Genomic DNA, 13,928 nt, shown 5'->3' on the forward strand with positions numbered 1-13,928 from the left:
GAATCCATCCGAAAGGGAACTGTTTTCTTCATAATTTCTTAAGAAATCCCCTAGGTGAATATTAAGTATTTTAAAGTAGAATAATTGTATTAAATAAATTAATCGAGGGGATTTCAATGAAAAAATTGAGCGTCTTCCTTTTCGTTATAGTGATTTGTATTTGGGGATATGACTTATTTCAATCTGAAATAAACTTCCCACCCTCTACTAATTCATCTACTTCCATTAATGAAGGGGATTTAATATTAATTAACAGTTCCTATGCAATGCATGAAAACGCCATCCCAACAGATATTATTCAGGCAGAGCAACATATAAATTACGCTTCAATTGATGATTCATCAATTGAACTATCTAAACGGCTCGTTCAACCATTAAATGCAATGCTAAAGGAAGCTCGTGAACAAGGAATTACAAACTTCGCAATCAACAGCGGTTATCGAACATTTGAAACACAGCAATCACTTTATGACGAGTTAGGAGCAAATATTGCACTACCCGCTGGACATAGCGAACATCAATTAGGACTAGCAATCGATATCGGTTCTACAAACGGTCCAATGGGCTTATCGGAAGAAGGTATGTGGCTTGCACAAAATTCATGGCGCTACGGCTTTATATTACGCTATCCGGAAGGAAAAACGGATATTACCGGTATTTCCTTCGAGCCATGGCATTTTCGTTATGTCGGTATACCTCATAGCCAAATCTTATTCGATGAGCAATGGGTGCTAGAAGAATATTTAGCTTATTTAAAAGAAAACGGCTCGTATGAAATGAAATCTCACAAAATTATATACGTTTCATCAATTGATCAGGCGAAGCAAGTAGCTAATAATAGTCCCTATACTATATCTGGTGACAACTTAGCTGGCTACATTGTCACAGTGAAAAAACAGTAAAAGAGGCTGGGGAAAAGTGAAAATTTCTCTATTTATGGTAAAGTACAGTAATAAAAATTGGATACTCAATAAATTGGTTGTAGTGGAGGGGCGACTTCTAGGGGAATAGCGTGACGCCTGAGACTACAGGCTCAGGTCACGCCCCCGGTAAGCGTCCCCGCAACGGAAACCAATTACAAAAAAACATCATTTTTCTCACTCGAGAAAAATGATGTTTTTGTATTGTCCCAGCCTCTTTTATAATTTATGGATCATACTACTTTTAACTAGATTTCGTTTCCCATTCTAATTTGTATGTCTTCTTGTTGTACTATAACAACAGTTCAAAACTTATAATTCATACAGTCTACCTTCTTTGAAAAAGATTTGTTATCTATTTTACACATAAATTACCAAATAATTCAATCACCCATTTCATTCGAATGGCTGATGATTTTTATGTTGAAAGCTATTACAATATGGTATGCTATTGACAATACATTTCTGTTGTCGAAATATTTACGGGAAAGGCAGGCTTGCAATGGAGCAACAATCAAATAAATTAGCGCTTTATTTATTAATGTTTAATATGTTTATAACAATGGGAGGAATCGGTATTATCGTCCCAGTTATGCCCGCATATCTACAATTATTTGGCGTAGGCGGTCAGGTTTTAGGATTTTTAATTGCTGGTTTTGCCCTTGCACAATTTTTACTTTCCCCTGTTGCAGGTGATTTATCAGACCGTCATGGTAGAAAAATATTTATTATTATCGGTCTTATCGTTTATGGCTGTTCACAAATGTTATTTGGCTTTGCTTCTGAAGTTTGGGTACTGTTTCTAGCGCGCTTTTTAAGCGGTGCCGGTGCTGCCTTTATTATGCCTCCAATTATGGCTTTTGTGGCAGACATTACAACCTATGAAGAACGTGGGAAGGGCATGGGTATGATTGGAGCTGCAATGTCTTTAGGCTTCATGATTGGCCCCGGGATTGGCGGCTTTTTATCAAAGGTTGATTTAACCTTTCCATTTTATTTAGCAGGAAGTGTAGCGATAATGGCCGCTGCCTTATCTGCAATTTATTTACCAAACGTAAAAAACAGTATTACGGTAACTAAGCCTCGCGAAAGCTTAGTGAAACAGCTTACACGCTCTGTTAAAACAAACTATTTTGTATTTTTAATCGTCGTATTCACGTTTAGCTTTGGAATTGCAAACTTCCAAGCAACGCTTTCTCTTTATTTAGACCATAAATTTAACTATTCACCAACCGATATCGCAATTATTTTAACTGTTGGTGGCTTTGCTGGTGTGGTCCTTCAAATGTATGTAGTGAATAAACTATTTAAGCGCTATGGAGAAATGAAGGTCATCTTAGTCAATCTATTAATAGCTGCGATCACAATGCTATGTGTTATTTATATTAGTGGGTTCTTTACTATTTTAGTTGTCGCAACACTATTCTCGATTGCTACAACCTTTATCCGTCCAGCCGTCAATACGCTTATTTCTAAATTAGCTGGGGAAGAACAAGGCTTTGCAGCAGGCATGAATAACGCCTATATGAGCTTAGGCAATATGTTTGGCCCAGCTCTTGCTGGTATTTTATTCGATTGGAATCCTGACTCACCTTACATTTTAGGAACAGTCGTATTAGTTGCCTGTTTTATGCTTGCCTATGCATGGACCGCGAAACGTGCGTCCCACCTTATGGAAGCGTCATAAGTCATAAATAAACGCAAGCCGTGTCAATATCGGCTTGCGCTTTTTCATTTTTTCACTTCTCTATTCTTAACTTTTTTACCGCAATTAACAAACTTCCAATTCCTAGTAGACTATAGAAAATCGTGTAGACGACAATAGGTGGGAACTCGATTTTTGTCATCTCCTCCACCCCAATAGCTATATCTGGTGAAATTACGCTCAATACAACGGCAATCGGATTAATACTTAGCCAAAAATAAGAAGCGTATGTTGGTAAATCTCCAAAATTGTTTACAAGACCTACAAAGAAAAACATAGCTGTAAAAAATGTTAAAAAAATGACTACCCCATACGTAGATATCATTGATAAAATCGTTTTTTTCGTTACAGTAGAAAACAGAATACCAACACTACCTACTGCAAATACCGTTAAAAGAAATTGTAAAAACACACTTCCTAGCATCGTGGGTGACACGCCACCAAATAAGAATAATATGCTATACATTGGTAATGTTGCAATTAGTAGAACAACTAAATACGCTAAAGATGCTACTAATTTACCAATAATAATTTGTGTCGAAGTTTGCGTTGTTGTTAATAATATATTGAGCGTTTGCTTTTCTCGTTCTGTACTTATGGCACCCGCTGTTAACGCTGGTGCCATAAACAATAGAAGACCCATTTGTAATACAGTCAAACTACAAAATAAAATAAAGCTATTTGTTGGGTTCATGTAACTCGTCTGAATAACCCCAGTCATAATAATAAAATACGCCAATATAAATAACGTAATGGCGATTAAATAAAATGCTAAGCTCGAAAAACTTTTAGCATTTCGAAAGCGTAACTTAATTTCCTTAAGTAATACGGGATTAAACGGCCTATGATTCATGCTGCATAACCTCCTCGGTAATTACCATAAATACGTCCTCTAAGTCTTTCTTCTCTACTTCAAATGTAATCATTTGAATGTTCGCTACAATCGCATCTTTTAATAACTGGGCTTGTGCATTTTCATCTCCACTAAAAGCAAACATTAATTTGCGCTCCGCTTTTTCTACCGTTACATTACTTACAAACGTATTATTTAAGAAATACTGCTCAGCATCTGTTACATCACTTAACAGCTGGACTGTAATCCATTTCTCTCCTTGTAGCTGAGCTTGAATTTCTGCAATATTACCACTTGCAATTAATTTCCCTTTATCCAGCACACCAATTTCATCACAAATTTCTGCAAGCTCCGGTAAAATATGTGACGATATACAAATGGTTTTCCCTAATCGCTTTAAATCCTTTAGAATATCACGCATTTCTACCCGCGCTCTCGGATCTAATCCTGAAGCAGGTTCATCTAATATAAGTACCTCAGGATCATGCATTAGTGTTCGTGCTAAACATAGACGTTGTTTCATACCGCGTGATAAATCATCAACATAATGCCCTCGTTTATCTGTTAATCTTACAAGCTCTAACAGTTTAATGATTTTTTCCTCGCGAATATTGGCCGGCAAAGCATAGGCTGCACCATAAAAATCTAAATATTCCTCTACCTTCAACTGATCATAAACGCCAAAGAAATCTGGCATATAGCCTATAAGTGCACGTACAGATTGAGCTTCATTGAGAACACTTTTCCCATTGACGAATACATCCCCTGAAGTTGGCGGGATTAACGTTGCTAATATAGAAAATGCAGTCGATTTCCCTGCACCATTCGCACCTACAAATCCATAAATTGTCCCTTTTTGAATAGTTAAGGTGAGGTCATCTAATGCATGAACTTTATTATAACTTTTTTTTACATGCTGAAACTCAATCACTTGCCACCGCTCCCTTCAACTGGATTTTTGGCAATGCTTTAGGATTTTCATAAATCCCTTCTAAAACAGTCCATTTAAAATGAATTTCATTATGAGCTATATAGTCTTTTACGTTATTTGTTTTAAACTCATTTGATATTGATTCAAATTGTTGAAGCTGTTGATTATAAATTTGTGGGTTAATAACTCGACTGTCTACTACGTATTGTAAGCTTTCCCAGTTTACTTCCTCGTTTATTAGTTGTTGTGGCAATCGATACGTCACATTATATTCTCCTGGATCGAAATACCAATCGCCCAAATTAGGCGATAGCTGTTCCTTCATTCCACCATACATTTCAGATGTAAAGGTTGTATAAAATGCTTCATTTTCAATCAACAAAGCTTCTGTCAAATGAGCTGGTGCCGTAAAAGGCTGAACAATCAGTACATCTGTCGTCACGAATGCATCACGTGTTAGTTTTGCTCCAACATCAAGCCCATTAGCTTTTGCAATGATAGCAGGAGATTGATTATTTTCTAAAACCATTTGTGCCATTGCCAATAATCTTTCCTTGCGTTGTTTCTCAATTGTACTTGGCGTCGGAGTTTCATAAGATAAGCCATTGCTTAACACAGCTGGCAATAACAAAGTTGTATTAATTTTTTCACGAACTTCTCGCACTTCACCATCTTTAATGCTGCCTAGTTCAATTAATTGTCTACCCGTCCAAATTTCTACGTTTTGCATATCTACACCAAATTCATTACGAATGGTTCCTGCTAAATATCCACTTTCATTCACTAAATCGACTTTAAATTTCCCAATTTCAATCGGCCCTTGACCGACGATTGATTCTACATCCCAATATGGCACATTTTTAAGTGTAAGTTTTTTCATATTTTCTTTGTTCGTTATATAGCTAAAGCGACCTTTTTCGAAATCTTTTAGCTCCACCCTATCATTTCCATACACAAAAACATCCATTTCTTGTGATAAATCGAATTGATAATCACCATTTCGATTGGATAGGAGTGATTGTACGAAATATTGTTGTGATTCTTCCCCAACTTTAATAACGGCACTTTGTTGAATTTGAGGCTGCGCAATACGGTCTTTTGCGCCTATTAAAAATAGTGTTATTGAAAAGACAATTGAAATTACAGGAATTAGCCACCATGCATATTCTCGCTTATCTTTCTTTTTCAAAACGATGTAAAGCACTGGACTAATTAATAAAATATAAAGTATAAACACCGTTATTATTTTCCATAAAGAAAACTCAAAGGTTGGGAATAATTCATTCACTGGTACAAGAGTATTTGTTAGTTCATTCAAGGCAGTTGTAGGATACATCGGCATATCAAAGTCTACAAATTGAGCCAACAACCTACTATAGCCTTCCGATTGCATAAAACTAGGGTCTGTTAATGAAAAGGCTGTTTGAATGAACGCACCTTTCCCTACCTTTTGCTTTGCAGCTAATATTAAATCATCTACACTATAGCTTTGCGCATTTGCATGAAGCCTCGAATTACGAACCGTTATCGTATCATCGAAAGTATATTCATTTGAAAATTGTTGTAGTTGCACTGAAGAAACGATCGAATTTCCTTCTACAAACTGAAGTGCTGCAAAATCGTTAAACATTTTTGCAGACAACTCCTCATCCACAATTAACTGTCCACCATCGTTCATCCAATCCACTAATATTTTTAATTGTTGGTCGTTTAAACGATTGGAAGTAGTAGGTAAAACAATTATATCTATCAATGAAAGATCTCTTGCATCCGAAATATTTGTAAGCTCATCAATAGTATAATTTTTAACCTCTACTAAACTCCCCCCACCCATTGAGCGGAATGGAAGTAAAGCATTTACAACGCCCTCTTGATTAATAACACCAACAAAATGAGTGTGATATGAATAGAGATGTGGCTTACTATTTTCAACTCGATAGTTCGAGTATTGCTTTCCTTTCTCTATTTCTCCTTCATACAAATATAAAAATGGTTTTTCAGGATTTTCATAGAGTTCATAAGGATAGTTATTTAAATAAATTTTCTTCGTTACTTTTTCATTTGCATCAAGCTTTAATGGAATTACTTGAGCAGTTTGTAATGTATAGTTATTTGGATATGTAGTAACTAAATCTCCTTCAAATGGTTGGTCGTCATTTTCTATTGTAATCGTTACAGCAATCGGTACATCTTCCTTACCTTGCCCCATAAAACCATACTCAGTTGTAATAAGCATCTCTGCCGATACATACATAGATGGAATCATACATAATAAGACAATGAAACAGGCGATTAATTTTTTCAACCGATGCCACCTCCCTTTCTTACATTTTACGATTTCTAAAACACAAAGTTCCAGATCATTTGTTATAGCATATAGGTCACCTTAGTATAGAACTAACATACTTATGTGAAATTTACCAAAATAACTTATAAAATCAAAAATACCCATTCAACCTTTCGAGTTAAATGGGCATTTGGCATTGTTTTGTTTTTATAATTTTCTAATAAAACCTTCAACAAAATTTACATTGAATTCAAGTAACGCTTCATCAGGGCATATTTTGGCATGATGTAAACCGTATTCGCAATTTGCACCTGACCAAAACATCGCACCTGGAATATCTTTAATGAAGTAGCCAAAGTCTTCACCTGTCATAGCCGCAGGACATTCGTAAGCAGTTGCACCTTCAAACTGCTCAGCGAATTGTAACAGTGCATTAGCACAACGTTCTTCGTTATTCACTTCATAATACATGGACCCGTAGTCAATCGAAACATGGCATTCAAAGGCTGCTTCTATCCCTTTACAAATGGCCTCAATCCGACGTTTCACTTCGGCCATTGCTTCTGCATTTAACGTGCGAATTGTTCCCTCTAAACGCGCATACTCTGCAATAACATTTTGTACCGTCCCAGAAGTCATTTTGCCAATTGTAATAACTGCACTATCCATTGGATTGACATTTCGGCTAATGATTGTTTGCAATTGTAAAATTAAATTGGCCGAGGCAATCGTCATATCGCGTGTTTTATGTGGATATGCTGCATGCCCACCTAAGCCTTTGAGATCAATAAATAATTCTGACGTGTTCGCAAATAGTAAGCCTGGTTTTGTTGCAACAGTACCTACTGGATATTCTGGTGCAATATGTAACGCGTAAATTTCGTCCGCAATGAGCTCAGGATGCTCTGCTCGCAACCACTCTACCATTGGCTCCGCGCCACCTGGGCCTTCCTCAGCAGGTTGGAAATATACAACGACATTTTGGGTAGGCTGTAGTTTTGTAAATGACTCTACTAGCCCAAGAGCTACCGTCATATGACAATCATGACCACATGCATGCATATACCCCTCATGCTGTGAAACGAACTCAAGCCCAGTCTCTTCATAAATCGGGAGCCCGTCAATATCTGTTCGCCAACCAATTAATTTTGTAGGATTAGCTCCCTGTATGAAAGCAACAATCCCTGTTTTCCAAGTAATAATTCGTAAGTTTTGCTGTGGCAATGCTTGTAGAAAATTTAAAAGATATTGCTGTGTTTTAAATTCTTGAAAGCCAACCTCTGGAATTTTATGTAGATCTCTTCGGATTTCCTGTAAAGATTTCATGAGGAAAAAACCCCTTCTTATAAGTTGCGTAAAGAATCGATAATTTCTGTTTTAGATTTTGTTTTTTCATCTAACTTTTTAATTTCGCGTGCAGGTACACCTGCAACTACTGTATATGGTTCAACATCTCTAATTACGATTGCACCAGCAGCAACAACCGCTCCTTTACCAATACGTACGCCTTCTAGTACGACTGCATTGGCACCAATGACTACATCATCTTCTACAACTACTGGTAATGCGCTTGGTGGCTCTACAACACCAGCAAGAACTGTACCTGCACCAATATGACAGTTTGCACCAACAGTTGCACGCCCACCTAATACAGCACCCATATCAATCATCGTTTTTGGACCAATTTCCGCACCGATGTTAATAAGCGCTCCCATCATAATAACTGCTTGGTCACCAATTGTTACTTGATCACGAATGATTGCACCTGGCTCAATGCGGGCATTCACATGCTTTAAATCTAATAATGGTACACCAGAATTACGGCGATCATTTTCAACTACATAATCTTCAATTTGTGCCGCATGTTCCTTTAAAGCTGCTTCGATTTCAGCCCACTCACCGAAAACAACAGCATGATTGCCTTCGCCGAATACTTTTGCATCTGCACCATATGATAAATCTACAACACCGTTCCCTTTTACATATACTTTTACCGGTGTAACTTTTTTAGCTTGTGAAATAAAATCAATAATCTCTTGCGCATTTAACTTTTTTTCCATTTCGACACCTCATCAAATGTAAATTTTATAATACGAACCATTGTACTAAATTTTCTGTTAAATTGAAACCATTTCTTTTAAAATCTATGTTAATTGCCATTAGAATAATCATATAAACATCTTGCATGATCTTGCACAACATTGACAAAGGCTTCTACTTGTCGTAATTCAAATGTTGATTCATAACCTATTAACCATGTATCACGTGTTAAACCGTGGTCGCTTTCGGTATTGGTTAATGGAATTTTATGCACATTTTCCTCACCATTTAGTGTAATAGAAGGTAAAATCGCATAACCGATGCCGTTAACCGCCATTTGTTTACACGTTTCAATTTGATCTACAATAATTTGATGTTTTGGATTGTAATTGAAATGACGCTGCCACCATTGCTGAATCTCCTGATAATAGTTCGAATCGCTTTTAAATTGAATAAACGGGCGGTCTGTTGTCAAAATATCTTCCATATCCCGTATTTCCTTATCAACTAAATACATCATATCACGAAATAAGTGTATTTTTTTTCCTTTCCAATCTGCTTGTCCACGTACAATACCAATATGGGCCTCTCCTTCATAAAGAGCTTTCACAATTTCTGAACTCCAGCCTGTCATTAACGAAATTTTCGTATCCGGATATTTTGTCACAAAATCCTTTAACACTTTTGGAAGCCAATTTTGTCCCACAATCGATGCACAGGCAATTTTTAATGTACCGTGTACTTTAGAATTTAACGATTGAATTGTTTCAAAAATTTCTTCGCGTCTTATAATCATTTCATTGCAATACTGTATGACTAGTTCTCCTGCTGGTGTAGCCGTTAGACCCTTTTGAGAACGAATAAATAGCTGTGCGCCCCATTCTTTTTCAATCGATTGTAAGCGTTGTGACAACGCTGGCTGAGTTAAGAAGAGTCGCTCTGCTGCCTTCCGCATATTTTTTTCTTCCGCTAAAATTTTTATAATTTCCGCTTCTGTTGCTGTCATCATCTTACCTCCCTGAACGACTGCTTAAAAAATCGACAAAATCCATAGAGGACTTTGCCGATTATTTATAGTTATGCATTTTGTTGATAAATATATTTTTTTAATTGCTTTAAAATAATTCTTCTCGTCATAATGCCGACGAAAGTACCTTCCTCGTCTACTACACATAAAAAGGCATGGTTAATAACTAAATCAAGAGCCCGTTGGAATGTATCTGTTATTTTTAAATACGCCACTTCTCGATTCATAACCTCGTCAACTTTAATATTCGCTAATTTATCGTATTCAATTCGCTCTAACCCTAAAATGGACTCTGTAATCATTTTTGTGCTTAATAAACCTTGTAAACGATACTTCATATCCAATACTGGAATGGATGAATAACCTGTTTTTGTTAAGACAAGCAATGCATGCTCTGCACTATTTCCAGTTTGTACATGGGCTACCTTTTCAGAAGAAATAATAAAATCTTTAATGGGTATGTCTAGTAACGCTCTGTTGTTAGTTGAAATCATGACATTCTACTCCTTTTATCCCACAGCTAGTGGGCAGTACAACATTTAGAAAGCTAGGAATTATATGAATCATTCCTTCATTTCATTACGCTGGTTATTGTTCAATAACAGCTTATTCACTTATATGTATCATACCATAACTACCAATTAGATGACTAAGAAAGGTGCCTATTACCAAAATAAAAGTATTTTGCCTTCTCATTTTACAAATGGCGCAATAATAAAGCGTACCTAAACGAATAAAAAATACGTTTAGATACGCTATTAATAACCTTTTGCATAATAATAAAAAATAATAATACCTGTAAAACCTAAGAAAACTGCATACACTAACAATATTGGATTCAACATAAAAGGATGTTCATTAATTTCTTCTGGGATTTCCGAATCACGTTCTTGTCCTGTATCTTCAATTCGATGACCAACTCTTACAGTTAGCCAGTACCCCATTAAGCAAATAATAATACATACAATTATTGTTGGATATAGCCACATACCGATTCATACCGCCCCCTTTTGCGTATGAGTAGTATGTGGAATAATAAGTTGTTTTAAACGAACAACTTATTCATTATTTAGAATGGGAATTGGTTTAGCCATGCCCCGCCATCAAGTGTGATGCACTCTCCGTTTAAATAACTAGCTTTATCCGACATCATAAATGTTGCTAAATCTGCAATTTCTTCAGGTGTACCTAGACGTTTTAGCGGAACAGAATTAATCGTGCGTTTCGCTTGCTCCTCTGATTCCCATAGTTTATCGGCACCACCTGTACGTTCAATCGGTCCAGGGGCAATTGCATTCACACGTATACCATATTGTCCGCCCCATTCCACTGCTAATGTGCGCGTAAGGGATAAGACTCCCGCCTTCGCTGCCGCCGAATGAACGACTCCAGCACCAGCTCCCCAAGCATACGTTGCAACCATGTTGAGAATTGATCCTTTTATTCCTTTCTCAATCCAATAACGTCCTACTGCTGAGGAACAATAAAAGCTACCATTTAGCACGATATCAATAACTGCCTTCCAACCATTCGGTGATAGCTTTTCTGCATGTACTAAAAAATTTCCTGCAGCATTATTTACTAAACCATCAACCTGTCCAAACTTGTCAACGGCGAAATCAAGCATTGCTTGAGCATGCTCAGGCTCACGAACATCCATTTGAAATGTTTCTATCGTTGAACCGAGCTGTAAAATTTCCTCTTTCGCCGAAGCTAACCGATCTGTATCGCGTCCTGTAATGACTACATTTGCCCCTTCTTGAACAAATTGTTTAGCCATCCCTAAGCCCATTCCACTTGAGCCACCTGTAATAATAATCGTTTTGTTTTGTAGCATTTTATTACTTCCCCCTTTATAAGAAATGAACAGCTATTCATAATTTCATTTTACTATAAAATGGGTATAATACCTACAAAAATATATTTTTTTCTGCTTTAAACATTTTTTCTAGAAATAATTATCATGCTTTAATAGCAGTTAATATTACTTTATTCTTCTACAATCGTGCCTAACGATTCAATTAAAAATAGTTCCTGACTATTAATACGTAAATCACTATTGTGATCTTCTTTATAATGATATTTACCATTAGAATCTTGAATACGTGCTTTTTGATTATCTTCTAATTGTGTCTCCATAATCCGTTGAATACGGTTTTTTATGTCCGTAGAATAAATAGGGAATAAGATTTCAACACGCTTAATCATATTACGAGTCATCATATCCGCAGATGATAAATAAATATTATTCTCGCCATTATGGTGAAACCAGAAAATACGAGAATGCTCCAAAAATCTCCCAACGATGCTTGTCACTGTGATATTTTCGCTAATACCAGGAATACCTGGGCGAATACAACAGATTCCACGAATAATCAGCTCAATTTTCACACCAGCAATGGATGCTTCATATAGCTTCATCATTAAATCCTTGTCTGTTAAAGAATTCATTTTTGCACGAATAAAGCCATTTCCAAACTGTTTGTGCAATTGAATTTCCTTATTAATTAAGTGAATAAATTCATCACGAATATCGAAGGGAGCAACAACTAAATGATGGAATTCCGGTTTTTCCGTGTAACCACTTAAATAATTAAAGAAATTGGTTGCATCAATACCAAATTCTTTATTTGAAGTAATAATGCCCATATCGGTATAAATTTTTGCCGTGGCATCATTATAATTCCCCGTGCCAAGATGTACGAAGCGCTCAATTTTCCCCTGACGGCGACGAACAACTAATGTAATTTTGGAATGAGTTTTTAAATTATTCATACCGTATATAACTAAACAGCCTGCCTGCTCTAACTGTTTTGCCCAGTGCACGTTATTTTCCTCATCAAAGCGTGCTTTTAATTCGACTAATACTGTTACTTGTTTCCCATTTTCCGCAGCTTGCTTTAAAGCTTGAATGATTGGAGAATTTCCACTTACTCGATACAATGTTTGTTTAATGGCTAATACACTCGGATCCTCTGCTGCTTCTCCAATGAAATCAACAATCGGTGCAAAGGACTCATATGGATGGTGGAAAAATAAATCTTGGATTAAAGATTTTTCAAAAATTGTTTCGTCAGACTGTAAATCCTGTGGTGGCTGTGGAATAAAGCTTTCGTATTCCAAATGCTCACGTCCAGCTGAAATAGCCTTTACAAAGGCAAACATTGCTGTTAAATCAAGAGGACCATCAATTTTAAAAACATCTGATTCTCCAATTTCAAATTCATCAAGTAAGTATTCTAATACATCATCATTCATCTCACCATCACGTACTTCTAGACGAGATCCAACGCCCCATTTTCGTTTTTTCAGCTCTTTTTCAATTTCAACAAGTAAATCTTGTGCGCCCTCTTCGTGAATGGTTAAATCTGCATTTCGTGTCAGACGAAATGCTTGTGTTGATTTCACCTTATATCCGAAGAACAAACGATCAATATTACTAGAAATGACATCTTCTAATAAGACAAAGACAGTTTCATCCTCTTTTGAAGGTACTTTTATGAAGCGTTCTAATACTGAGGGAACTTGCACAATGGCTACTTTTTCTATATTTTCATTATCTGATCCACTGTTTTCCAGCATAACAAGCAAGTTTAATGTCCGACCAAGAAGCGTTGGAAATGGGCGATATGCATCAACAGCGACAGGTGTTAATACAGGAAAAATGGTTTCTTCAAATAGCTCATTAATAAATTTTTTTTGCGCCACTGTCAATTGCTTTAAATCGCGTACAAAAACCTTTTCTTGCGGTAATAGTTCATGCATGAGATGACGGTATACTTCTGTTTGACGGCGTACTAATGCTTGTGTACGTTCAGCAATTTTTGTTAGCTGTTCTTTTGGCGTAAATCCCGACTTATTTTCAGGTTTGTGAAAGCCCGCTCTAATTTGATCCTGTAATCCAGCTACACGAACCATAAAAAATTCATCTAAATTAGAGCTGAAAATTGCCAAAAACTTCAATCGCTCAAGTAACGGATTATCTTCATCTTCCGCCTCTTCCAAAACTCGTTCATTGAAAGCTAACCAACTTAATTCTCGGTTATTATAATATTGAGGCTTCGCAATTTCCTCTAATAAATGTAAATTAGATTTAAATTCTTTATGATTATCGTTATACTCTGATTCGAACACAGAATCAGCCTCTATATTGGTTGTCATGTTT

Annotated in this window: 12 protein-coding genes; 2 read left to right on the forward strand and 10 right to left on the reverse strand. The window is 36.4% G+C overall.

Translation table 11 applies throughout. The features are described from left to right. The first annotated feature begins 116 nt into the window (after positions 1-116). Complete coding sequence (locus tag MKZ17_RS16020; protein WP_340724736.1) at positions 117-902, forward strand: M15 family metallopeptidase; 786 nt, start codon at positions 117-119, stop codon at positions 900-902. Between the two features lie 520 nt (positions 903-1,422). Beyond that, positions 1,423-2,607, forward strand: a complete 1,185-nt coding sequence (locus MKZ17_RS16025; RefSeq protein WP_340724737.1) for an MFS transporter — start codon at positions 1,423-1,425, stop codon at positions 2,605-2,607. Between the two features lie 52 nt (positions 2,608-2,659). Here the strand turns inward: MKZ17_RS16025 and MKZ17_RS16030 are convergent, their stop codons facing one another. The 10 genes from MKZ17_RS16030 to MKZ17_RS16075 form a co-directional block, all read right to left on the reverse strand. Then, positions 2,660-3,478 carry an ABC transporter permease gene (locus MKZ17_RS16030; protein WP_340724738.1) on the reverse strand — a complete coding sequence of 273 codons (819 nt, stop codon included), beginning with the start codon at positions 3,476-3,478 and terminating at the stop codon, positions 2,660-2,662. Then, positions 3,468-4,409: an ABC transporter ATP-binding protein gene (locus tag MKZ17_RS16035; protein ID WP_340724739.1), complete on the reverse strand. Its 942-nt coding sequence runs from the start codon at positions 4,407-4,409 to the stop codon at positions 3,468-3,470. The genes MKZ17_RS16030 and MKZ17_RS16035 overlap by 11 nt, the downstream gene beginning before the upstream one ends. Continuing rightward, on the reverse strand, positions 4,402-6,714 hold the full coding sequence (locus MKZ17_RS16040; protein WP_340724740.1) for a hypothetical protein: 2,313 nt from the start codon (positions 6,712-6,714) through the stop codon (positions 4,402-4,404). The genes MKZ17_RS16035 and MKZ17_RS16040 overlap by 8 nt, the downstream gene beginning before the upstream one ends. 189 nt (positions 6,715-6,903) lie before the next feature. Next, the gene (locus MKZ17_RS16045) at positions 6,904-8,022 is read right to left on the reverse strand and encodes an N-acetyldiaminopimelate deacetylase (protein WP_340724741.1); all 1,119 of its coding nucleotides are present in this window, start codon (positions 8,020-8,022) and stop codon (positions 6,904-6,906) included. A 17-nt stretch (positions 8,023-8,039) separates the two neighbouring features. Next, positions 8,040-8,756, reverse strand: a complete 717-nt coding sequence (gene dapD, locus MKZ17_RS16050; RefSeq protein WP_340724742.1) for a 2,3,4,5-tetrahydropyridine-2,6-dicarboxylate N-acetyltransferase — start codon at positions 8,754-8,756, stop codon at positions 8,040-8,042. 89 nt (positions 8,757-8,845) lie between these two features. Then, entirely contained in the window at positions 8,846-9,742 is an 897-nt protein-coding gene (locus MKZ17_RS16055) for a LysR family transcriptional regulator (protein ID WP_340724743.1), read from the reverse strand. Between the two features lie 71 nt (positions 9,743-9,813). Continuing rightward, entirely contained in the window at positions 9,814-10,257 is a 444-nt protein-coding gene (cbpB, locus tag MKZ17_RS16060) for a cyclic-di-AMP-binding protein CbpB (RefSeq protein ID WP_340724744.1), read from the reverse strand. 264 nt (positions 10,258-10,521) lie between these two features. After that, a complete protein-coding gene (locus MKZ17_RS16065; RefSeq protein WP_340724745.1) occupies positions 10,522-10,752 on the reverse strand; it encodes a short-chain dehydrogenase in 231 nt (76 codons plus the stop codon). A gap of 80 nt (positions 10,753-10,832) precedes the next feature. Continuing rightward, positions 10,833-11,600 (reverse strand): 2,4-dienoyl-CoA reductase, encoded by a 768-nt coding sequence (gene fadH / locus MKZ17_RS16070; RefSeq protein ID WP_340724746.1) that lies wholly within the window; start codon positions 11,598-11,600, stop codon positions 10,833-10,835. A gap of 152 nt (positions 11,601-11,752) precedes the next feature. Beyond that, positions 11,753-13,924: an RNA degradosome polyphosphate kinase gene (locus MKZ17_RS16075; protein ID WP_340724747.1), complete on the reverse strand. Its 2,172-nt coding sequence runs from the start codon at positions 13,922-13,924 to the stop codon at positions 11,753-11,755. Positions 13,925-13,928: the final 4 nt, after the last annotated feature.

The organism is Solibacillus sp. FSL R7-0682, from assembly GCF_038005985.1.
In the GTDB taxonomy this organism is placed as follows: Bacteria; Bacillota; Bacilli; order Bacillales_A; family Planococcaceae; genus Solibacillus.

Excerpts from the sequence above, each read along its gene's own strand:
- MKZ17_RS16075 (WP_340724747.1), bottom strand. The coding sequence starts at position 13,924 with ATGACAACCAATATAGAGGCTGATTCTGTGTTCGAATCAGAGTATAAC.
- fadH (WP_340724746.1), bottom strand. The coding sequence starts at position 11,600 with ATGCTACAAAACAAAACGATTATTATTACAGGTGGCTCAAGTGGAATG.
- MKZ17_RS16025 (WP_340724737.1), top strand. The coding sequence starts at position 1,423 with ATGGAGCAACAATCAAATAAATTAGCGCTTTATTTATTAATGTTTAAT.
- MKZ17_RS16030 (WP_340724738.1), bottom strand. The coding sequence starts at position 3,478 with ATGAATCATAGGCCGTTTAATCCCGTATTACTTAAGGAAATTAAGTTA.
- MKZ17_RS16055 (WP_340724743.1), bottom strand. The coding sequence starts at position 9,742 with ATGACAGCAACAGAAGCGGAAATTATAAAAATTTTAGCGGAAGAAAAA.
- MKZ17_RS16020 (WP_340724736.1), top strand. The coding sequence starts at position 117 with ATGAAAAAATTGAGCGTCTTCCTTTTCGTTATAGTGATTTGTATTTGG.
- MKZ17_RS16045 (WP_340724741.1), bottom strand. The coding sequence starts at position 8,022 with ATGAAATCTTTACAGGAAATCCGAAGAGATCTACATAAAATTCCAGAG.
- cbpB (WP_340724744.1), bottom strand. The coding sequence starts at position 10,257 with ATGATTTCAACTAACAACAGAGCGTTACTAGACATACCCATTAAAGAT.
- dapD (WP_340724742.1), bottom strand. The coding sequence starts at position 8,756 with ATGGAAAAAAAGTTAAATGCGCAAGAGATTATTGATTTTATTTCACAA.
- MKZ17_RS16065 (WP_340724745.1), bottom strand. The coding sequence starts at position 10,752 with ATGTGGCTATATCCAACAATAATTGTATGTATTATTATTTGCTTAATG.